This is a genomic window from Corynebacterium sp. 51B (assembly GCF_008930785.1).
Taxonomy (GTDB): domain Bacteria; phylum Actinomycetota; class Actinomycetes; order Mycobacteriales; family Mycobacteriaceae; genus Corynebacterium; species Corynebacterium megadyptis.
The window spans coordinates 194,485-215,561 of record NZ_PQMK01000006.1; the positions used below are offsets into that span (position 1 = coordinate 194,485).

Genomic DNA, 21,077 nt, shown 5'->3' on the forward strand with positions numbered 1-21,077 from the left:
AAGTACCCACGCTGGCCGGCGCGGCAGGTGATACGGGTACGCGGTGGCGGTGGCGCACCCCCGCCCGAGCGGCGCCGCGGCGGGCCGCAGCGCTGTCCGCAGGCTTCCCGCCGGCGAACACAGGGTGGGGAATAGGTGCCTGTGAGGATGTGTTTACACTCAGTAGAGGCACGCGGTAGCCTTGGTGCCACTGAGATGACAGCAGCGTCCGCGCCTGGGGCACGGCATCAGCCCACCTCCCGCGAGGACGGCCGTGTGTCGTATGACTCAATAACTATAAGGAGAATCCACTCACCATGACTGCACCCGAATCCGCCACCGGAGTAATCCTCACCGAGGCTGCCGCCGCGAAGGCGAAGGCCCTGCTCGAGCAGGAGGGGCGCGAAGATCTCTCCCTGCGTATCGCCGTGCAGCCTGGCGGCTGCTCTGGTCTGCGTTATCAGCTCTACTTCGACGACCGTTCCCTGGACGGCGACAAGATGGATGAGGTCGGCGGCGTGAAGCTCGTCGTGGACAAGATGAGCACCCCGTATCTCGCCGGCGCCACCATTGATTTCTCCGACACCATCGAAGCCCAGGGCTTTACCATCGACAACCCGAACGCCACCGGCTCCTGTGCCTGCGGCGACTCCTTCCACTAAGCACGCACGTGTGAGTGGAGCGCGGCGTCGATAAGCGTCCATACACACACCACAGCCCAGCTCCCGATTGTGCGGGATGCTGGGCTGTTGTGCTGTTTGGGGTGGTTTAGAGATCCACCGGGTAGTCGCGCTGCTCGATCTGCGGATCGATGCGCTTTTCCACGAAGATGCCGTGCCAGACCATGAAGGCCAGCACCGTCCACAGGCGACGGGAGTGATCCGAGGTGCCGGCGCGGTGCTCGGCGAGCATCTTCAGCACCTCAGGCTTATTGAAGATCTCCTCGGTCTGGGACTCGTTGATGGTGTCCTGCGCCCAGCCGTGCAGTTCATCGCCGGCCAGCCAGTGACGCATCGGGACGGGGAAGCCCAGCTTCTTGCGGTGGAGCACGTGCGCGGGCACGATCTGCTCCATGGCCTTCCGCAGCGCGTACTTGGTGGTGGATTGCGCGATCTTGAGCTCGTGCGGGATGGTCTCCGCCACGGCGAAAACTTCCTTATCGAGGAAGGGCACGCGCAGCTCAAGGGAGTGGGCCATATTGATCTTGTCGGCCTTGACCAAGATATCGCCGCGCATCCAGCTGAAGAGATCGAGGTGCTGCATGCGCGCCACCGGATCCATGTGGGTGGACTCGGCGTAGATCGGGGCTGTGACCTCCCGGTGATCCCACTCGCGGCTCGCCCACGGGATCACCCGCTGCATCTGCTCGAAGTTAAAGGAGCGCGCATTGCCGTAGTAGCGCTCCTCCATCGTCATCGTGCCGCGCTCGAGCAGCGACTTGCCCTTCATGCCCTCGGGCAGCACAGCGCCGAGGCGACGCAGCCCCGCGCGCAGGGGAGAGGGGACCTTCTCAAAGGGCGCCAGCGACAGCGGCTCCTTATATATTGTGTAGCCGCCGAAGAGCTCATCGGCGCCCTCGCCGGACAGCACCACCTTGACGTGCTTACGGGCCTCCTGCGCCACGAAATACAGCGGCACCAGCGAGGGGTCCGCCACCGGATCATCCAGGTACCACATGATCCGCGGAATCGCCGTGGCGTATTCCTCTGGGGAGACGATCTTCACGATGTGCTCGACGCCGATCGCCTCTGCGGACTCCGCCGCCACATCCACCTCGGAATAGCCCTCGCGCTCGAAGCCGGTGGTGAAGGTCAACAGGTTCGGATTGTGCCGCTTAGCGAGGGTGGCGATGGCGGTGGAGTCGATACCGCCAGAGAGGAACGAGCCGACGGTCACATCTGCACGCATATGCTTTTCGACGCTATCCTCCAGCGCCCGAGCGATACGGTCGAAAAGATCCTGCTCGGCACCCTTGGCCACGGGGGTGGTGTTGAACTGCGGGCGGAAATAGCGCTGCTGCACCAAGTTCTCGCCCGGACGCACCGTGGCGAAGCAACCCGACTCGAGGCGGCGAATATCCTCGTGGAGCGACTCCGGCTCCGGCACATACTGCAAGTCCACGTAGTGCTCGATGGCGCGATAGTCAAGGTCCAAGTCCAGACCGATGGCCTCCGCCATGGAGAGAATGGTCTTCTTCTCGGAGGAAAACACCGTGCCGGCCGGGGTGGTGGCGAAATAGAGCGGCTTAATGCCGAACTGATCGCGGGCCAAGAAGAGGACCTGCTCCTTGGTATCCCAGATAGCGATGGCGAACATGCCGCGCAGGTGCTCGACCACCTTATCGCCCCAGTGGTGATAGCCCACGGCAATAGTTTCAGTATCGCCATCGGTGTGGAAGGTATAGCCCTCCTTGCGCAGGGTCTCCCGCAATTCGATGTAGTTGTAGATCTCGCCGTTGAAGGTCATCGAGTAACGATCCGGCTCGCCCTCCGGGCCCCAGTGCAGGGGCTGATGGGAATGTGCGAGGTCGATGATAGAGAGGCGATTGAAGCCAAAGACAGCATGCTCATCGTGCCAGGTGCCCGAGGCGTCGGGGCCGCGGTGGTGCATGCAGGGCAGCGCCTGCTCCACGGCGTGTTGAAAGTCGGCGGCATTCGCCTCGGCGGTGAGCATTCCAAGAAGACCACACATAGTCGGGCTGGTTCCTCGATTCCTAAAGAGTGTCAGAGGGCTATAGATATTTAAGGACGTAGCGTACAGTGCCGACGGTGCGCTCGGGCGCGAGCGACACTGCTGTGGGATCCCCGTGAGGGGCACGCGTTATGGCGCCTGAGGTGGCGCGGGCTCGGCCGCAGCACCTCAGCGCGCGGCGTATCCACGACGTATCAACTCAAGGGCTCGCTACGCCGTTCCCAATAGTACAGCCGTGATCACGTTGAGCCCTAAGCGTTACGTGGGCTGGGTTGAGGGCCGTGTAGCCTCGATACGCGCCATGGTGCGGCCGCGAACCTCGCTATGATGCGAGCGCGAGCGGGGGAGCGGCTACGCCCGAACGGGGGAGAACGGCCCGCCCCAAAACTGGTGACTTAGGGCACAATATTGACGGGCGTCGCTCTCGTTGTGGCAGGAAGTGCCGAGGACAATCCTCAGAGAATTTTCAGGAATCGGCCGAATCCTTAAAGAATCATGACAAGCAACATGGAAAAACAGCCGATATGCAGTACTCTGCTTAGTTAAGAGAGTGTCTTAGGACGAGCTCGCAGCTCTGGGCACTCACAAAGTTTTTGTGTGGACAGGAAGGCAGACACACGTGGAACAGCGTAAAAAGCGTGGTATTTCGCGCAAGGCGATGCTTGCAGGCGTCACCGGTGTCAGCGCACTCGCGCTGACTGGTTGTGACGTCACCCCACCTGATAACGGCTTTTTCCATGCCCTGCGCATGGGTTGGCCCGAGGGTGTGACCCCCGAGTCGTACGAGATGGGTAACTTCTGGGTGTGGGTCTGGGTTGCGGCCTGGATCATCGGCATCATCATGTGGGGACTCATGATCTACTCGATCTTCGGGTTCTCCGCAAAGCGCGCCAAGAAGGCTGGCAAGGACGAGTTCCCGCGCCAGACCCAGTACAACATCCCCCTTGAGCTCGTGCTCACCGGCGTGCCGATCATCATTGTGATGGCACTGTTCTTCTTCACCGTGCAGACCCAGGACCGCGTCACCGCTTTGGATAAGGATCCGAAGGTGACCGTGGACGTGACCGCGTATCAGTGGAACTGGAAGTTCGGCTACCAAGAGGTGGACGGCCAGTTCACCCCGACCGGTAATGAGTACCAGGGCATCGATGAGGAGCGTCAGGCTGCAGCCGAGGCATCCGCTAAGGATCCCGAGGGTGTGAAGAACCCGAACCCGATTCACGGCACGTCCCTGAACGATCGTTCGTACCTCCGCTACAACAAGATCGAGACCGTCGGCACCACCGAAGAGGTTCCGGTTCTGGTCCTGCCGACCAACACCGCGATCTCCTTCCAGTTGGCCTCCGCTGACGTCTCCCACTCCTTCTGGGTACCGGAGTTCCTCTTCAAGCGTGACGTGTACTCCCACCCGGAGGCTAATAAGTCTCAGCGTGAGTTCCAGATCACGAGCATCGATAAGGAAGGCGCCTTCGTGGGTCGCTGCGCTGAGATGTGCGGTACCTACCACGCCATGATGAACTTCGAGGTTCGTGCAGTCTCCCCCGAGAAGTTCAAGCAGTACCTCGAGTACCGTATTAATAATCCGCAGGCCACCAATGCGTCCGCTCTGGAGTCCATCGGCGAGGCCCCCTACGCCACCTCCACCGCTCCGTTCGTCTCTGGCCGTGAGGACTCTCGCGATGGCGGGAACTTCCTCGACAAGCCCGGCGCTAACGCGGGCAACTAGGAAACGAGGTCAAGAAACATGAAGGTCAGCTCTAAACTCTTGTACGCCCTCACCGCATACATTGGTGCGGCGTCCATCATCTACATTTTCGCGACCATCTTCGTTGAAGACTCCGGAAACCTGCCGGGCGGCGAGTGGATCGGTATCACCATGCTGGTGATCTCCACTCTCATGACCCTGATGCTCGCGGGCTACTTCCACTTCACTGAGAAGCGCCAAGATATCCTCCCGCAGGACTGGGAGGAAGCAGAAGTGGAAGACGGTGCCGGCACCTACGGCTTCTTCTCCACGAGCTCCATCTGGCCGGCCGTGATGTCTGGTTCCATCTTCGTGCTGGGCGCGGGCATCATCTACATGCACTACTGGATGATTGGCTTCGGTGCGGTCCTGGTTATCTGGTCCACCACCATGCTCAACCTGCAGTACGGCATCCCGAAGGAAAAGCACTAAGTCTTTTCCTGGGCAATGGTTAGACGGGCCCGCGGTGTGTAGGTTGTCTGCTTCCTACGCACGGCCCGTATAGCTCACAAAAACTTTCACGCGGCACCCACCTCACTTTCGATTGAGGCGGGTGCCGCGTGTGTTGTATCTAAGGTCAGCCTAAGAACCCGAGCTGTCGTCGGCGTGGTTTGGGGGCGGCGTGACGACCTCTCCTTATTGAGGGTGGGGGAGGTGAATCTTCGCGCGGAAAGGGCCTCCGCATGGGGGTAACTATGGGGGTCGAAGTCCGGTTGTCCGAGGTTGTGAGATGAATCTCGCCGTTCTTAGGGTGCATTTATGAGAGTTAATAAGCACTGATCCGCTAGCATAAACGCATACTCACTTTCGCCCGCAGAGATAGCAGTGCGCGAGAGAATTGGGCACACGCTGCTGAGATCCTCGACGATCACGCCGCGGGCCCGCCTGGGGGAGTAGTTGCCACCGCCGACGGAGGGGCGTCGGATGCGGTTACAAAAAGTTCCCGGCTCATCGAAAACTTCTTAAATTCTTAGAAAACCCTCGAGTGCGAACTGGGAAAACGGAAAAAGTTGGCGCTATATCGGGGGTAGATGATGAATCTTCCTTAGGAATCAGTCATACTTAGAAGCGTGACGAGCGCAGTAAATAACTCAGGAACGGCAGCAACACAGCGCGTTGCCGCACTGAACCGACCCAACATGGTCAGTGTGGGAACGATCGTGTTCCTGTCTCAGGAATTGATGTTCTTCTGTGGTCTGTTCGCCATGTACTTCGTCTCCCGCGCCAATGGCCAGGGAGTTTCGTGGGACGAGGGAACGGGCCACCTCAATGTCCCCTACGCGATGATGATCACGGCGATCCTTATTTCGTCGTCCTTCACCGCACAGTGGGGCGTCTTTGCAGCAGAAAGGGGTGACGTCTTCGGTCTCCGCCGGTGGTATGCACTGTCTGCACTGTTGGGCGCGATCTTCCTCGTTGGCCAGGCATATGAGTACTACCACTTGGTCGAGCACGGCTTGACTATTCAGAGCAGTGTCTACGGCTCGGTCTTCTTCATTACGACTGGCTTCCACGCAGCCCACGTCCTCGCGGGCGTTCTGGCCTTTGTGGTCGTCCTGCTTCGTATTGCGAAGTCCAAGTTCACGCCGGCACAGGCAACCGCAGCAATGGCAGTGTCCTACTACTGGCACTTCGTCGATGTTGTCTGGATTGCCCTGTTCGCAACCATTTACTTCATTCAGTAGGCCGTATCGGTCTAGCGCCATTTCTGGCTCTCAACCGCAGTCTGTGACAGGCAGGCAGTGATGCGGGAGGGCAGAAGGAGTGGTCGCGGATCAACAGCCCTTCACTTTCCGAAACCCGAAAAAGGAAAATGATGGATACCACACCACACGATGTTTCTGCGGCGAAGTCCGCGGAAGCAAAGAAGACCCGGACGCGGCGTAAGGCACGCCGTTCCGTCGCGGGTGCTCTTGCACTCACGGTGGGTCTGACTGGCGCCGGCCTGCTGGCTCACGCACTGACCCCCGATGCACAGGTAGCAACCGCCCAAAAAGACGATGCCGCTCTCGTTCAAGAGGGCAAGGACATCTACGACGTAGCCTGCATCACGTGCCACGGCACCAACCTTCAGGGTGTTGAGGGACGCGGTCCCTCCCTGATCGGTGTTGGCGAAGGCGCCGTGTACTTCCAAGTGCACTCCGGCCGTATGCCGATGCTGCGCAATGAGGCACAGGCACAGCGCAAGACCCCGCGTTATAACGAGCACCAGGCATTGGCACTCGCCGCATACGTGGACGCCAACGGTGGCGGTCCCGGCCTCGTGAAGAACGAGGACGGCACCATCGCCATGGAGTCCCTGCGCGGCAGCCACTACGACGGCACTATCGATCCGGCAGACGTCGCCCGCGGTGGCGAACTCTTCCGCCTCAACTGTGCGTCGTGCCACAACTTCACCGGACGTGGCGGTGCGCTCTCCTCCGGCAAGTACGCCCCGGTTCTGGATCCCGCCAACGAGCAAGAGATCTACCAGGCTATGCTCACTGGCCCTCAGAACATGCCGAAGTTCTCCGATCGTCAGCTCTCGCTGGACGAGAAGAAGGACATCATCGCGTACATCAAGTCCACGAAGGAAACCCCGAGCCCCGGTGGTTGGAGCCTCGGCGGCCTCGGCCCAGTGGCTGAGGGTATGTTCATGTGGCTTGCCGGTATGGCAGCGCTTATCGCTGCTGCTCTGTGGATTGGATCGCGCTCATGAGCAAAAACAGCAAAGAATACACCTCGCAAGAACTCGCTGCGATGAGCAACGAGGAGCTCGCCCGTCTCGGCACCGAGCTTGATGACGTCACGGTTGCGTACCGCAAGGAGCGCTTCCCGATTGAGAATGACCCCGCTGAGAAGCGAGCCGAGCGCTCGGTCGCTTTCTTCTTCATCGCGGGCATCGTTCTCATGCTCGCCTTCATGGCGATCTACCTCTTCTGGCCGTGGCAGTACAAGGCGCTCGGCCAAGAGGGACTGTGGCTCTACACCTTCTACACCCCGATGTTGGGCCTGACTGCCGGTCTGGGCATCATCTCGATGGGTATGGGCGTAGTCACCTATGTGAAGAAGTTCATCCCCGAAGAGATCTCCGTCCAGCAGCGTCACGACGGCGGCTCCGCTGAGGTCGATGCAAAGACCCTCGGCGCGCTGCTCAACGACGCATGGGAGACCTCCACTCTGGGGCGTCGCAAGATGCTCAAGGGTGTCATGGGCGCCGGCGCAGCCGTCGCTGGCCTGGGAATCCTGGCCCCGCTTGGCGGCATGGTGAAGAACCCGTGGAAGCCTCACGAGTTGGGCATCCAGGGTGACGGTACCCTCTGGACGTCCGGCTGGACTCTCTCCGAGCACGGCACCAAGCTGTACTTGGGCCGCGACACCGGCGTGACCGCGGAGAAGCACGATGGGCACTACACCACCCAGGGTGTGACCCGTCTGGTGCGTATGCGTCCCGAAGACCTGTTGGCTGCCTCGATGGAGACGGTGTTCCCGCTTCCTGACGAGTACGTCAACGACGGTGACCGCTACGACAAGCAGGCCATGGTCTACGAGGAGCACATGCACTCGATCCACGGTCCGCGTAACGCCGTCATGTTGATCCGTCTGCGCAGCGCCGACGCTGCCAAGGTGATCGAGCGTGTCGGACAGGAAAACTTCCACTACGGCGACTACTACGCCTACTCCAAGATCTGCACGCACATCGGTTGCCCGACCTCGCTCTACGAGGCCCAGACCAACCGAATCCTGTGCCCCTGTCACCAATCGCAGTTCGACGCTTTGCACTACGGCAAGCCGGTGTTCGGCCCCGCCGCTCGTGCACTGCCGCAGCTGCCCATTACCGTCGATGAAGATGGTTACCTCGTCGCCGCAGGCAACTTTATCGAGTCTGTCGGACCGGCATTCTGGGAGCGTAAATCATGAGCAATAAACTAGCTGAGCGCGCAGAAGCCATTGACTCTCGCTACAGCGGAGCCGGCTTCCTGCGCACCCAAATTAACAAGGTGTTCCCGACTCACTGGTCCTTCATGCTCGGTGAGATCGCGCTGTACAGCTTCATTATCCTGATCGTTACGGGTGTCTATCTGACCCTGTTCTTCGATCCGTCAATCTCCAAGGTCATCTACGACGGTGCCTACGCACCGCTCAACGGTGTGGAGATGTCTCGTGCCTACGAGACCGCGCTGAACATCTCCTTCGAGGTGCGTGGTGGTCTGTTTATTCGACAGATGCACCACTGGGCCGCCCTGGCCTTTGCGATCTCCATCATCGTGCACATGATGCGTATCTTCTTCACCGGCGCGTTCCGACGCCCGCGTGAAGCTAACTGGATCATCGGTAGCGTGCTGATGCTGCTGTCCGTCGCCGAGGGCTTCTTCGGCTACTCCCTGCCGGACGATCTGCTCTCCGGTGTGGGTCTGCGCATTATGTCCGCCATCATCGTGGGTATGCCGATCATCGGTACCTGGATGCACTGGCTGATCTTCGGTGGAGACTTCCCCTCCGAGATCATGCTGGACCGCTTCTACATCGCCCACGTGCTGATCCTGCCGGGCATCATCCTGGCGCTGATCGGTGCACACCTGGCGATCGTATGGTTCCAGAAGCACACCCAGTTCCCGGGCGCAGGCCGCACCGAGAACAACGTTGTGGGCGTCCGTATTCTCCCGGTGTTCGCGCTGAAGGCCTCCGCCTTCGGTATCATCACCGCCGGCGCTCTGGCCCTCATGGCAGGTATCACCACGATCAACGCCATCTGGAACATTGGCCCCTATAACCCGGCACAGGTCTCCGCTGGTTCCCAGCCCGATATCTACATGCTGTGGACTGACGGTGCCGCCCGTGTTATGCCGGCGTGGGAGCTGTACATCGGTAACCACACCATCCCGGCCGTGTTCTGGGTTGCCATCATGCTGGGCGTCCTCGTGGTCCTGCTCTTCGCCTACCCGTGGATCGAGAAGAAGATCACTGGCGACGACGAGCACCACAATCTGCTGCAGCGTCCCCGCGACGTTCCGGTGCGTACCGGTATCGGCGTGATGGCCTTGGTCTTCTACGGACTGCTGACCGTCTCTGGTGGTAACGACCTCTTCGCTTATCACTTCGATATCTCGCTCAACGCCATGACGTGGGTTGGTCGTATCGGCCTCATCCTGCTGCCGCCGATCTCCTACTTCATCACCTACCGCATTTGCGTTGGCCTCCAGCGCGCTGACCGCGAGGTGCTGGAGCACGGCGTGGAAACCGGCGTGATCGTGCGCCTGCCGCACGGCGAGTACGTGGAAGTTCACCAGCCCATCGGCCCGGTGGACGAGCACGGACACCAGATTCCGCTCGATTACGCAGGCGCCAAGGTGCCGAACCAGCCGAACCAGCTTGGTTTCGGTGGGCACCCGGGTCGCGGCCTGTGGAAGGCCGACAGCGAGGACGTCGCTCGCCGCGCTGCCGAGATCGAGCACGCCAACGAAGAGGAAGAGCGCACCATGCTCGAGAACCTCAACGAGGCTAATCGCCGCGCCGACAAGGATGCCGGCCGCGACTAGCGTCACACCTGAAGTACATATTCTGTACTGAGACTACTGCGTCATAGAGTCAAGGACCTTCACCCTTGGGGTGAGGGTCCTTCTCTTATGTGCGGCGCCCTTACTCTAGGACCCGCACATCCAACTGTGGCCCGTACGGTGGGGGAGACACCGCCACTAACGCCTTGGTAGGCAGCACAGTCAGCCTCTCCTCGCGCAGCGGGGAAGATCCCCCACAGCGTCCTAGAGTCCCCACATCGTCCTAGAGCCCGCCACGGGCCAGCACACGGTTCGCGGGGCTGTACCGCCCTCTCGCCGGCCGGTGCGGCGCCGTGCTCGGCGGGGCAGACGATCGTTCTCGGCGCTACTCCTCAGACATCCTAGGGCTATTTTTGGTCGCGCTGAGATAACGTTAAGGGCACGATCACGGCCCGATAACGGCCATAGTGGGGAAGGTCACAAAAAATAATTTTGACCGGCTGCGTGACCTTGGGGCCCTCCCACTATCGGCGCAGCATAGGCCAAAAATATGTGAAAAACTGCAGGTTGGAGGGGTGGGCTTCGGTCGTTGTCTGGTCGTGCTGAGATCGCCCGTTCCGATCACTGAATGGTCACTGGAAGATTACGACTTGATAACAGCGCCTCGATTTTGCTGAAAGCTGGACAAGTATCGTTGCCGTTTCGTAACCTAAACGAGACTTCGCGGGACGAAGCAGAGAGTAAAAAACGATCTGGTCGCCACCGACGAACATCTACCGAAAAGAATAAGCCAGACCTAATCCGGCACAGTCTCTGATCAACTCCGATCACGAGGATGCCGCCGGAGCCGGGGAACCACCTAAATATCTGGGGTGAAATTCTCGCAAGAGTGCTCATTATAGAGAGTGCGGCGCGAGGATGGGAGGCCTTCCGGATGCCTAGCCCGTCAGCTAACCCGGCCGGTTCAAACAAGGAAGACGTGGAAAAGTTTCAAATGGGTAATCACAATCGTCGTAGCGCAAGCCGTATCGTTCGCAACGCAGCAGCCGCAACCGCTGTCGCTGCCGGTGCCTCCGCCGCACTGGCCACTCCGGCTCAGGCCCTCGACATCAACGTGCCGGTCGTCGGCAACGTGTCCGTTCCCGGCGTGCCGAACGTTCCTAGCATCCCGGCCGTACCGAACGTTCCCAGTGTGCCGGCAGAGATCAACAACATCGTTGATACCGGCCAGCTGAGCTCTCAGCTGCCCGTGCAGGTTCCCGGCCAGGCTGGGGTCAGCCGCTCTATCGCTCCGGCGTCCTCGAACTCCGTCGGTGACCGCATCGTGAGCATTGCCCGCTCCAAGACTGGCGCTCCCTACGTGTGGGGTGCTTCCGGCCCGAACGCCTTCGACTGCTCCGGCTTCACCTCTTGGGTCTATTCCCAGGTGGGCAAGTCCATCCCGCGCACCTCTCAGCAGCAAGCAGCGGCTGGCATTCGCGTGCCGCTGTCCCAGATCCAGCCCGGTGACATCGTTGCCTACTACGGCGGCGCTTCCCACGTGGGCATCTACGTGGGCAACGGCACCATCATCGATGCCTTGCAGTCCGGCACCCCAGTGGGCGAGCGTCCGCTCGACTACATGCCGATCCACTCCGTGGTTCGTTTCTAAGAGCCACCGGCTATACTAGCCGTGACAGCACACCGCAGACCAACGTACGGTCTGCGGTTTTGCCGTTATGGCGGCGCCTCGGCATTCGCTGGGTCGCCGGTGCTCTTAGACCTCCTTCGCCCGCCGCCTACGTTCGGGGGTGGGCAAGGCAGTGGCCGTGTCGAGCTGGCTAGGCCAATAACTTTCACCACTGTGATTTACTCTAAGCCTCAGTGGCCACACCAAGGTTGGTATTGGCGGAATTTACGCTAAACTTACCCGCTATCTGGGTGTTTGCTCCCTAGGGGAGCGAGAACACCACACAGCGAAGCCCTTGGCTCGCTGTAGCTTTTACTGTGACGCTGTTGTTTCAGCGCCGGCACTTCGAACTTGCACGTGGAGAACACATGAAACTCACCAAGCTCGGGCTTATTACCTGCGCCCTTGCCCTATCTGCCAGCAGCATTGCTGCGCCCCTCGCTAGCGCTGACCCCGCCCAGATGGACAGCCTGATTAAGGAGATGGACGCGGTTTCCCACGAGGCCACTGCGAAGAACGAGGAAGTCAAGCAGCTCTCCATCGACATTGACAAGAGCAATGAGGAAGCGGCTCGCCTCGCGGAGGAATTCCAGCGCGCTTCTGCGGCTGCGCAAGAAGCAGCCGAGAACGCCGAGAGCATTCGTAGCGATGTGAACCAGGTGGCTAAGGCCCGCTACCGAGGTGCGAGCCTCGACCCTCTTTCCGGTATCTCCTCGGCCCATAACCCGCAGGACGCCATTGATCGCACCGCCTATATGAGCGCTCTGAGCCAGCGGAATGAGCGCATCATTGTGGAATTGCAGGAGGCGCTGCGCCAGGCCGCTCAGGAACACGAGCGTGCCGCCGCAGCCAAGGCGGTGGCTGATTTCCGTCTCGGCGACCTGAAAGCGCAGCGTGCCAAGCTCGAGCGCGAGCAGGATGAGCTGAACAAGCGCACCAGCGAGCTCGAGGCGCGTATCGACGCTCTCGAGCCGAGCCTGCGCCAGGCCTGGCAAAATAAGAACGGCCCCATCGAGGGATTCGATCTCGCCGGTATCACCAGCTCGAACCCGGGCGGGATGAGTGCGGTGAATGCCGCGATGAGCAAGCTCGGCGCTCCTTATGGCTGGGGAGCAACCGGCCCCGACGCCTTCGACTGCTCCGGGCTGATGGTGTGGTCTTATGCGCAGCAGGGCAAGTCCATTCCGCGTACCTCCCAGGCCCAGATGGCTGGTGGCACGCCGGTCTCCCGCGATCAGCTGCAGCCGGGCGATATCGTTGGCTACTACCCCGGAGCCACCCACGTGGGCATGTACATCGGCGATGGCAAGCTGGTTCACGCCTCGGATTACGGTATTCCCGTGCAGGTCGTCTCCGTGGATTCCATGCCTTTCTACGGCGCGCGCCGCTACTAATACCGGCCGAAACCTCTTCACACCACCGTCCTCTCTGGGAGGATCGTGTGGTGTGATTTTTTAGTCCCCACTGTGCGGCCTGGGGTGCGTCGCTAAAATGGGGTGACTATGGGCCGCACGCTGCTTGTTACCAATGATTTCCCGCCCACAGTCGGCGGGATCCAGTCCTATCTCCGTGATTTTGTCTCCTATCTCGACCCCGCGGAGATTGTGGTGTTGGCCTCCACACAAGACGCTGCGGCGGCCGCGGCGTGGGACGCGCAGGCCGAGTACACGGTGGTGCGCTGGCCTCGCCGCGTCATGCTGCCTACCCCGGGGCTCAAGGCGGAGATGTGTCGCCTCATCGCGCTGCACGACATCGACACCGTATGGTTTGGGGCGGCAGCCCCACTCGCGGTGCTTGGCTCGGCGGCGCGGGCGGCTGGGGCCCGCCAGGTGGTGGCCACCACCCATGGCCATGAGGTCGGGTGGTCGATGCTGCCCGGCGCCCGGCAGATTCTGCGGGGTATTGGTCGCTCCGCGGATGTGATCACCTATATCTCCGACTACACCTTGGGCCGGATCCGCCCAGCACTAGGCTCCCATCCCCGCTATGAGCCGCTGCCCTCGGGAGTAGATCCTGAGCTATTTCACCCCCTGAGCGAGACGCAGCGGCAACAGGTGCGCGCCCGCTATGGATTTGGCGATGAGCCGCTGATCATCTGTATCTCGCGGCTTGTGCCCCGCAAGGGGCAAGACCAGCTGGTGCGCGCCATGCCGCACATTCTTGCCCGCCATCCCGAGGCGCGGCTTGTGTTGGTCGGCACCGGCTCGTATGAGAAGAAGCTGCGCACGCTTATCGACGCCGACTCCCATGCCAGCCAGCGCATCCATCTCATGGGCCAGCTGGAATTCACCGAGATGCGGCAGCTGCTCGCCGCCAGCGATGTCTTTAGTATGCCGGCGCGTACCCGCGGCAAAGGCTTGGACGTCGAGGGGCTCGGCATCGTCTACCTGGAGGCCCAGGCCTGCGGCGTGCCGGTGGTAGCAGGCGACTCCGGCGGTGCGCCCGAGACCGTGACCACGGAGACGGGCATCGTGGTCGATGGCCGCGATATCGACAGCTTGGTGCACGCGCTAGTTCGCCTGCTCGATGATGACGCCCTGCGCAGTACCATGGGCCAGCGGGGCCGTGCCCATGTGCTGGAGCACTGGGCGTGGCCGATTATGGCGGCGCGGCTGCAGCGTATTCTCCACTCGTCCAGCGATTAGATTGGCGCAGTCTAGCGCATATATACTGGGTGAGTTTTAACGTCTAGAGACGGGACCTATAGAGCTTCCATTATGTCTGCCACCCACTCCATCGGTTTCGATATCGGCGGTACCAACCTTCGCGGCGCCGTAGTGACGCCCGAGGGGCGCATTATCGACTCGACACAGGTTCCGACCCCGTCCACCCAGCGTGGGCTCGACGAGGCGATTGCGTATGTGGTCACGTCTCTGCGTTCTCGCCACGATGTGGGGGCGGTGGGGCTTGCTGTCGCCGGCTTTATCGATCCCGACTGTGAGCGGGTGCGCTTCGCCCCGCATCTGCCGTGGCGCGATAAGAATGTGCGCGCGGATATCGAGCGCCTCATTGATCTTCCTGTCGTCCTCGAGCATGACGCCAATGCCGCTGCGTGGGGCGAGTACCGTTTCGGTGCCGCCCGCGATGCGCAGACGTGGGTGCTTTTTGCCATCGGCACTGGGATCGGGGCGACGCTCATGCATAACGGGGAGATTTATCGCGGCGCTTTCGGCACCGCCCCCGAGTTTGGCCACATCACGGTGGTCCCTGATGGGCGCCGCTGCCCCTGCGGCAAACGAGGCTGCCTAGAGCGCTATTGCTCGGGTACGGCGCTGCCGGATTTCGCCAAGGAGATCATCGGCTCCGGCGAGTTCGAGGATTCGAGCTTTGTGCGCCGCTTCCGCTCGCAGGCTGATGAGCTCACCGGCAGGCGGATTATGCAGGCGGCCTGTAATGGGGATCCTGCCGCACTGAAGGTGGTGGAGCACTTTAGCCATTGGCTAGGGGAGGGGTTGGCCATTGTCGCCGATATCCTCGACCCCGAGCTCATTGTGGTCGGCGGCGGCGTGGCCAAGGATTCCCCGCTGTATCTGGAGGCCGCGAAGCAGCGCTTCGCGCGGCGCATTGTGGGCGCCGGACACCGTCCGCTCGCCGATATTAAGACGGTGGAGCTGGGCTCGGATGCCGGCATGATTGGCGCGGCCGATCGGGCGCGTATCCGTTTCCTCGCCCCGGTGGAGTGATTCTGTGCGCACCGAGGGCTTGCCTGCGGCGAAACTTCGGGACGCGAAGGCTAGTTTCTACTAACCTATACTTACGGTCCTCGTGGGAGGACAGATCATGCATTCACCGGCGCCGAGCCGTGGTGTGCCCCGTGCAGGGCAGATCATCTGCAGCGCCCCATTTGCTAGGGAAGTCGCACATGAAAAATAAGTGGTACTGGGTGTTTAAGAACATCCTCATCGGACCCTTCCTGCGGGTGTATAACCGCCCCGAGATCGAAGGCAAGGAGAATATCCCAGCGAGCGGCTCTGCGATCGTCGCCTCTAGCCATCAGTCCGTGATGGACTCCTTCTTCTTCCCGCTGCTGTGCGACCGCGAGATCACCTTCCTCGCCAAAAACGAGTACTTCACCGGTACTGGCTTGGTGGGCAAGATCCAGCTGTGGTTTTTTACCTCCCTACGCCAAGTGCCGATTGATCGCACCTCGGAGGATGCTGCCGCCAACGCTATTGCTGCGGCCCGTAAGGTATTCGATCGCGGCGACGTGCTCGGCGTCTACCCCGAGGGCACCCGCTCGCCGGATGGTCGCATCTATCGCGGCAAGACCGGCATGGCCCGCACCGCCTTGGAGTGCCAGCAGCCCATCGTGCCGGTAGCGATGATTAATTCCCGCAAGGCCAATCCCATCGGCTCGTGGATTGTGCGCCCCGCCAAGGTGTGGATGAAGGTGGCCCCACCGATCGACCCCATCGCCTTTGTGCAGGAGCGCGGCTTGGACCCCGATAGCTATGAGGCCGCCCGCGCGCTCACCGACCACATCACGGCCCTGTTCTCGGAGATGTCGGGCTATCCCTATGTGGACCTCTACGCCGCGGATGTCAAAGAAGCACTCGCTGCGGGCAAGGGCTATCCGGAAGGGGCGGAACTCCCCGCCAATTGGGAGGGCTAAAACAGCGATTCTTAGGTTACGCTAAGGTGGCATAGTTTAACTTTTTTGAGCGGCGTCGATAGGGTTAGGGCAGTCCTGCACAACCCCTTATCGGCGCCGCTGCTGCATGCGCACTCGCGGTGATCGTGTCGGGGAGATGAGCGTCGATAAGCGCGCTCGTCGATGAAGGGGCACGAGGGAGAAAGTGAAGGGCGCATGACGCAGAATCAGCCTGCCGCGCGATATAACGCTGCTGATGTGGAACAAAGGGTGGAGCCGGATGCCACCGGCCACGGGATGCCGCATATGCATGAGCGCACGGTGGTGAAAGAGCGCCTGAAGTGGCCCGATGCCGCGAAGGGGCTGTCCATTGTGGGGGTGGCGCTGCTGCACGTGTGCCTAGAGGTGCCCTATGGGATGGACACCTGGCTGGCGGAGCTCAACCATCTGCTGGATCCACTGCGCATGCCGCTATTCTTCTTGGTCTCCGGCTACTTCTCGGCGAAAGTGCTGCGCTTTTCGCTCCGCGAGGTCTTCACCAAACGCATCTGGTTTTTCTTTCTTCCTTATCTGGTGTGGATGCCCATCTATTTGTTCATCAAAGAATATGAGATGGTGCGCTTCGCCGACTTCGAGCACCGCGGGGCGGGGTGGGTATTCGAGAGCGTGCTCCGCGGCGAGGGCATGTACTGGTTCCTGTATTGCTTGGCCGTGTTCTGCCTGTGGGCATGGGCCACTCGTCGGCTGAGTAATGGGGTGGCGGTGGCCGCATCCTTTAGCCCACTGCTGCTGCAGCTCACCCCCGTGAGTGCGTCGATTGTGCTGCATTTCGCGCAGTATCTGCCCATCTACATGATCGGACTGCGCTACCGTGTCGCCATCACCTGGATTGCCCGCAGCTGCACCAAACCACGCTTCATTGCGGCCTATGGGCTCAGTGGGCTGGCGGCCTATGCCGCGCATGATTGGTGGGTGGCCTCGGCTCGCTCGGGGGCGCTTGCGGGGATGCCCGTGCGCGAGGAAGGCATGTGGGGCTGGAGCACCGAGTTCATCGACCTCATCGAGGGGCTGCTGTGGCGGCTCTGGCTGCTGCCCACAGCGATTTTATTGGCGGTGGCGCTCGCCAGCGTGCCGCTGCTGTTTTCCGCACTCGCTTTCGTCGGTCGGCACACCCTCGTGATCTATATTGGCCACCCCATCGCGATCTCTGTGCTCTTCGGCATGCTCTTTCGCTACCGCGAGGACGTGCTCATCGAACCGGATCACGGGCTGATGTCGAGTCCATCGCTGTGGGTGATCGGCGTATTCATCGTGGCAATGGCCGCCTGCTATGGCTTCTACCTGCTCTCTCGTGTGCCAGTGATCGGCTGGACCCTAGCGCCGCCGGCGATCGAGCCGATGATTGCAGGCCGCAGGGGTGCGGGGAAGAATCATGCGGACAATAACGCCGAATCGGCCGCGCCCGTCCACCACCAACACTCCTAGTCGCGGGCGCGTGGAGGGCTGTGGCGAGGGTGGCTATACCCCCGCTGAGCACGTGGCGCGCTGGTGTGCTTAGACTGAAATGACACTTCGAGTACGTTCGCCTTTCTGTGCTCTGTCGGCTTCTCTTCACCGGGCAGCGCGCAGACGGCCACGCTCGCGCCGGGGCAGAAGAGTTTCCGGGGCGTAGAAAGCAAGCAGACAACCACCGTGCGATTCTTCTACGACACCGAGTTTATTGAGGACGGGACCACCATCGAGCTGGTCTCCATCGGGATTGTTGCCGAGGACGGCCGTGAATATTACGCCGTGTCGAGCGAGTTTGATCCGCGCTCAGCCAATGACTGGGTGCGCGCGCACGTGCTCGACAAGCTGCCGGAGCGCGGCAGCCGCGAGTGGAAAACGCGGGCCACCATCCGCCGCGAGGTCTTTGAGTTCCTCACCCACGACGGCACGCGCCCCGAATTGTGGGCCTGGGTGGGCGCCTATGACCACATTGTGCTCGCGCAGCTCTGGGGGGATATGCGGGGCCTTCCACGGCAGCTGCCGCGCTTTACCCGCGAGCTGAAGCAGTACTGGGAAATGGCTGGTAGACCGCAACTGCCGGCCGTGCCGAGCGCAGTGCACGATGCGCTTGTCGACGCCAGGCACAACCGCGCCAAGTTTCTTATCTGCACCAACGCCATGCCGCTGGGCCTCGATGGGACGGCCCAGTCCATCTCGCGCCGAAAGTAGCATCGGCCCCGCTCTGCTGGGGTAGGCAAGGGGAGGGAAGAATAGTTCGGTGTGCTAAGAATAAACGTGTGAGTTGGAGTGTAGATATATCAGAATCCGAGCTGCCCGATCTTCCCCCGCTGCCTGCGGGCATTCGGGAGCGTTTTGACGATGTCGTGGCGCGCCCAGCCAAGCAGCAGCCGTCGTGGGACGAGAAGGAAGCCCTTGCGGTGCGCAAGATCCTCGAGTCTGTGCCGCCGGTGGTGCTGCCGCCGGAGATTCACCTGTTGAAGAACCAGCTGCGTGAAGTGGCGCTTGGTAATGCATTCCTGCTGCAAGGCGGCGACTGTGCCGAGACCTTCGAGGCCAATACCGAGCCGCACATCAAGGCGAATGTGAAGACCCTGCTGCAGATGGCGGTCGTATTGACCTATGGCGCCTCCACCCCAGTGGTGAAGATGGCCCGTATTGCTGGCCAATACGCCAAGCCGCGCTCCCAGGATCTCGATGCCAATGGCCTGCCCAATTACCGTGGCGACATCGTCAATGGTGTGGAGGCGACCCCTGAGGCGCGCCGCCACGACCCGGCCCGCATGATCCGCGCCTACGCAAACTCCTCCGCTGCGATGAACCTCGTGCGTGCTCTTACTGCCTCCGGCACGGCGGATCTCTACCGCCTGACGGAGTGGAACCGCGAGTTCGTGGCGCAATCGCCGGCTGGTGCCCGCTATGAGGCCCTCGCGCGGGAGATCGAGCGTGGACTGAGCTTCATGCAGGCCTGCGGTGTCTCCGATGAGTCCCTGCGCCAAGCCAATATCTTCTGCTCCCACGAGGCGTTGCTGGTGGATTATGAGCGCGCCATGCTGCGTCTCGGCCAGGACGAAAATGGCGAGACCGGACTCTATGATCTCTCCGCGCACCAGCTGTGGATCGGTGAGCGCACCCGCGGTATCGACGATTTCCACGTGAACTTCGCCGCATTGATTTCTAACCCCGTGGGCATCAAGCTGGGCCCGAAGACCAGCCCAGAAGAGGCCGTTGCCTACGCCGAGAAGCTGGATCCGAACAAGGAACCGGGGCGTTTGGCCATGGTGGCCCGCATGGGGCACGACAAAGTGCGTACCGTGCTGCCCGGAATCGTCCGCGCCGTGGAAGAAGCCGGCCACAAGGTGGTGTGGCAGACCGACCCGATGCACGGCAACACCCACACCTCCTCGAATGGGTACAAGACCCGCCACTTCGACAAGGTGCTGGATGAGGTGCAGGGCTTCTTCGAGGTGCACCGCGCCCTCGGCACCCACGCCGGTGGTATCCACGTGGAGCTCACCGGAGAAGACGTCACCGAGTGCCTGGGTGGCGCTGAGGACATCACCGATATCGATCTGCCGGGCCGCTATGAGTCGGCCTGCGATCCGCGGCTGAACACCCAGCAGTCCTTGGAACTGTCCTTCCTCGTCGCGGAGATGCTGCGCAACCAGTAGCGTCCTGCTCGCGACACGCCCACGGCCCGCCTCCCTGATATAGGGAGTGCGGGCCGTTGTGTTATGCCAGCTGGGCGTTAGAGGGCCGTGAGCTCGATGGTCACGTCCCCGCGGGAGGAGTCTCTGCTCAGTCCAGGGAGGGGACTTTGGGCGATCACGCGATCATCATCGTCTAGCCCCGAGGTATCCACCGCGAAGCCGTCCTTGGTGAGTTGTTTCACCGCATCGGATACCCGCTTGCCTAAAACACTCGGGATCTTCACCTTTGACGCCACCTCCACGGAGACGGAGGGGTTGGATGGATCCAGACCGGAGCCGGGGGAGGGGTTCACTGCCACCACTTCATCGACTACGCGGCCGGTCTTCGATACATAGGAGGCATCCCGGACGCTGATACCGGCGTCGGAGAGGACGTCTTTCGCCTCGTCGAGGCTCAGCCCGGTGATCTTCGGTACCTTGATGGCATTCGACATCACCAGGATCACCGAGTCGCCGCGGTTCAGCGAGGTACCGGAGGAGGGGATGGTCGATACCGCCTCGTCTGGGTCCACGTCCTCGTCGTATTCCTTGCGCACGTCGGAGACCTCCAAGCCGGCCCGCTTGAGCATAGCGCGGGCAGAGTCTTCGCTACGGCCGCGAATATCTGGCACCTCGACGGGGGCGGGGCCTTTGGACAGAATCACCGATACCGCCGATCCCACCTTCACCTCTGTGCCGGGGGAGGGAGAAGCGTCGAGGACTTTGCCGGCGGGAACGGTGTCATCATAGGCGGCCTCGCCCAGCTCCCACTCCAGGGTGCGGTCGGTGACCGCCGCCTCGTATTTCACCGGATCGTGGTCCCGGGGGATGGCGGGGACGGTCGGTTTGCCGCGGGAAAAGAGTACCACGACATCATGACCCCGTGGTACTCGCTCGCCAAAAGGGGGCTGGGTATTCACCGCCTCCCCAGCCGCGACCTCGTCGTCATAGATCTCGTCGGTACTTACCGAAAAACCGGCCTCCTGCACGGTGGCTACGGCCTGTTCTTGGTCCATGCCGAGGACCGAGGGGATATCGCCGTAGCGTCCGGAGCCGAACCACCAACCGCCCACGGCCACCGCTGCGGTGGTAAGGGCAATCACCACCAGCCATACCCAAAAACCAATGCCGCGGCGATTACCGGCGGGCCGGGACGGGCGCGAGGGCGCTGCCGGCGCAGCGGGGGCCGGGGGATTTTCCGGGGCGTCGTAGGCGGTGGGCTGTGCCGCGC

Annotated in this window: 17 protein-coding genes and 1 riboswitch; of the genes, 15 read left to right on the forward strand and 2 right to left on the reverse strand. The window is 61.6% G+C overall.

The genetic code is table 11. From position 1 onward, the window contains the following. Window positions 1-296 precede the first annotated feature (296 nt). On the forward strand, window positions 297-641 hold the full coding sequence (gene erpA, locus GBB14_RS08600) for an iron-sulfur cluster insertion protein ErpA (protein ID WP_151529243.1): 345 nt from the start codon (window positions 297-299) through the stop codon (window positions 639-641). 106 nt (window positions 642-747) lie between these two features. On the opposite strand, the gene asnB is transcribed toward erpA, so the two are convergent. Further along, a complete protein-coding gene (asnB, locus tag GBB14_RS08605) occupies window positions 748-2,670 on the reverse strand; it encodes an asparagine synthase (glutamine-hydrolyzing) (protein WP_151529244.1) in 1,923 nt (640 codons plus the stop codon). A 619-nt stretch (window positions 2,671-3,289) separates the two neighbouring features. Between asnB and GBB14_RS08610 the strand changes: the two genes are divergently transcribed. The 14 genes from GBB14_RS08610 to GBB14_RS08675 all read left to right on the forward strand — a co-directional run bounded on the left by GBB14_RS08610 (window position 3,290) and on the right by GBB14_RS08675 (window position 19,828). Further along, the gene (locus GBB14_RS08610) at window positions 3,290-4,396 is read left to right on the forward strand and encodes a cytochrome c oxidase subunit II (protein WP_151529245.1); all 1,107 of its coding nucleotides are present in this window, start codon (window positions 3,290-3,292) and stop codon (window positions 4,394-4,396) included. 18 nt (window positions 4,397-4,414) lie between these two features. Continuing rightward, on the forward strand, window positions 4,415-4,846 hold the full coding sequence (locus GBB14_RS08615; RefSeq protein ID WP_151529246.1) for a cytochrome c oxidase subunit 4: 432 nt from the start codon (window positions 4,415-4,417) through the stop codon (window positions 4,844-4,846). Window positions 4,847-5,484: 638 nt separating this feature from the next. Then, window positions 5,485-6,099, forward strand: coding sequence for a heme-copper oxidase subunit III (locus GBB14_RS08620; protein ID WP_151529247.1), 615 nt, complete (start codon window positions 5,485-5,487; stop codon window positions 6,097-6,099). A gap of 131 nt (window positions 6,100-6,230) precedes the next feature. Further along, entirely contained in the window at window positions 6,231-7,112 is an 882-nt protein-coding gene (locus GBB14_RS08625) for a c-type cytochrome (RefSeq protein WP_151529265.1), read from the forward strand. Then, window positions 7,109-8,314: a ubiquinol-cytochrome c reductase iron-sulfur subunit gene (locus GBB14_RS08630; RefSeq protein ID WP_151529248.1), complete on the forward strand. Its 1,206-nt coding sequence runs from the start codon at window positions 7,109-7,111 to the stop codon at window positions 8,312-8,314. Before GBB14_RS08625 ends, GBB14_RS08630 begins: the two co-directional genes overlap by 4 nt. Further along, window positions 8,311-9,933, forward strand: a complete 1,623-nt coding sequence (locus GBB14_RS08635) for a cytochrome bc complex cytochrome b subunit (protein WP_151529249.1) — start codon at window positions 8,311-8,313, stop codon at window positions 9,931-9,933. Before GBB14_RS08630 ends, GBB14_RS08635 begins: the two co-directional genes overlap by 4 nt. A 763-nt stretch (window positions 9,934-10,696) precedes the next feature. Further along, a riboswitch (cyclic di-AMP (ydaO/yuaA leader) is annotated at window positions 10,697-10,872 on the forward strand. 13 nt (window positions 10,873-10,885) lie between these two features. Beyond that, on the forward strand, window positions 10,886-11,542 hold the full coding sequence (locus GBB14_RS08640; RefSeq protein WP_151529266.1) for a C40 family peptidase: 657 nt from the start codon (window positions 10,886-10,888) through the stop codon (window positions 11,540-11,542). Between the two features lie 386 nt (window positions 11,543-11,928). Further along, the gene (locus GBB14_RS08645; RefSeq protein ID WP_151529250.1) at window positions 11,929-12,954 is read left to right on the forward strand and encodes an NlpC/P60 family protein; all 1,026 of its coding nucleotides are present in this window, start codon (window positions 11,929-11,931) and stop codon (window positions 12,952-12,954) included. Window positions 12,955-13,062: 108 nt separating this feature from the next. Then, window positions 13,063-14,205 carry a glycosyltransferase family 4 protein gene (locus tag GBB14_RS08650; protein ID WP_151529251.1) on the forward strand — a complete coding sequence of 381 codons (1,143 nt, stop codon included), beginning with the start codon at window positions 13,063-13,065 and terminating at the stop codon, window positions 14,203-14,205. Window positions 14,206-14,277: 72 nt separating this feature from the next. Further along, window positions 14,278-15,243 (forward strand): ROK family glucokinase, encoded by a 966-nt coding sequence (locus GBB14_RS08655; protein WP_151529252.1) that lies wholly within the window; start codon window positions 14,278-14,280, stop codon window positions 15,241-15,243. A 179-nt stretch (window positions 15,244-15,422) separates the two neighbouring features. Further along, on the forward strand, window positions 15,423-16,172 hold the full coding sequence (locus tag GBB14_RS08660; protein WP_151529253.1) for a 1-acyl-sn-glycerol-3-phosphate acyltransferase: 750 nt from the start codon (window positions 15,423-15,425) through the stop codon (window positions 16,170-16,172). Window positions 16,173-16,367: 195 nt separating this feature from the next. Next, the gene (locus GBB14_RS08665; RefSeq protein WP_192796124.1) at window positions 16,368-17,636 is read left to right on the forward strand and encodes an acyltransferase family protein; all 1,269 of its coding nucleotides are present in this window, start codon (window positions 16,368-16,370) and stop codon (window positions 17,634-17,636) included. Window positions 17,637-17,843: 207 nt separating this feature from the next. Beyond that, entirely contained in the window at window positions 17,844-18,368 is a 525-nt protein-coding gene (locus tag GBB14_RS08670; RefSeq protein WP_151529255.1) for a polyadenylate-specific 3'-exoribonuclease AS, read from the forward strand. 68 nt (window positions 18,369-18,436) lie between these two features. Beyond that, on the forward strand, window positions 18,437-19,828 hold the full coding sequence (locus tag GBB14_RS08675) for a class II 3-deoxy-7-phosphoheptulonate synthase (RefSeq protein ID WP_151529256.1): 1,392 nt from the start codon (window positions 18,437-18,439) through the stop codon (window positions 19,826-19,828). A gap of 77 nt (window positions 19,829-19,905) precedes the next feature. Here GBB14_RS08675 and GBB14_RS08680 read toward each other — a convergent pair. After that, the coding region (locus tag GBB14_RS08680; RefSeq protein WP_151588409.1) for a PASTA domain-containing protein at window positions 19,906-21,077 on the reverse strand (1,172 nt) is incomplete at its 5' end.

Excerpts from the sequence above, each read along its gene's own strand:
- erpA (WP_151529243.1), top strand. The coding sequence starts at position 297 with ATGACTGCACCCGAATCCGCCACCGGAGTAATCCTCACCGAGGCTGCC.
- asnB (WP_151529244.1), bottom strand. The coding sequence starts at position 2,670 with ATGTGTGGTCTTCTTGGAATGCTCACCGCCGAGGCGAATGCCGCCGAC.
- GBB14_RS08615 (WP_151529246.1), top strand. The coding sequence starts at position 4,415 with ATGAAGGTCAGCTCTAAACTCTTGTACGCCCTCACCGCATACATTGGT.
- GBB14_RS08625 (WP_151529265.1), top strand. The coding sequence starts at position 6,231 with ATGGATACCACACCACACGATGTTTCTGCGGCGAAGTCCGCGGAAGCA.
- GBB14_RS08630 (WP_151529248.1), top strand. The coding sequence starts at position 7,109 with ATGAGCAAAAACAGCAAAGAATACACCTCGCAAGAACTCGCTGCGATG.
- GBB14_RS08635 (WP_151529249.1), top strand. The coding sequence starts at position 8,311 with ATGAGCAATAAACTAGCTGAGCGCGCAGAAGCCATTGACTCTCGCTAC.
- GBB14_RS08640 (WP_151529266.1), top strand. The coding sequence starts at position 10,886 with ATGGGTAATCACAATCGTCGTAGCGCAAGCCGTATCGTTCGCAACGCA.
- GBB14_RS08645 (WP_151529250.1), top strand. The coding sequence starts at position 11,929 with ATGAAACTCACCAAGCTCGGGCTTATTACCTGCGCCCTTGCCCTATCT.
- GBB14_RS08650 (WP_151529251.1), top strand. The coding sequence starts at position 13,063 with ATGGGCCGCACGCTGCTTGTTACCAATGATTTCCCGCCCACAGTCGGC.
- GBB14_RS08655 (WP_151529252.1), top strand. The coding sequence starts at position 14,278 with ATGTCTGCCACCCACTCCATCGGTTTCGATATCGGCGGTACCAACCTT.
- GBB14_RS08660 (WP_151529253.1), top strand. The coding sequence starts at position 15,423 with ATGAAAAATAAGTGGTACTGGGTGTTTAAGAACATCCTCATCGGACCC.
- GBB14_RS08665 (WP_192796124.1), top strand. The coding sequence starts at position 16,368 with ATGACGCAGAATCAGCCTGCCGCGCGATATAACGCTGCTGATGTGGAA.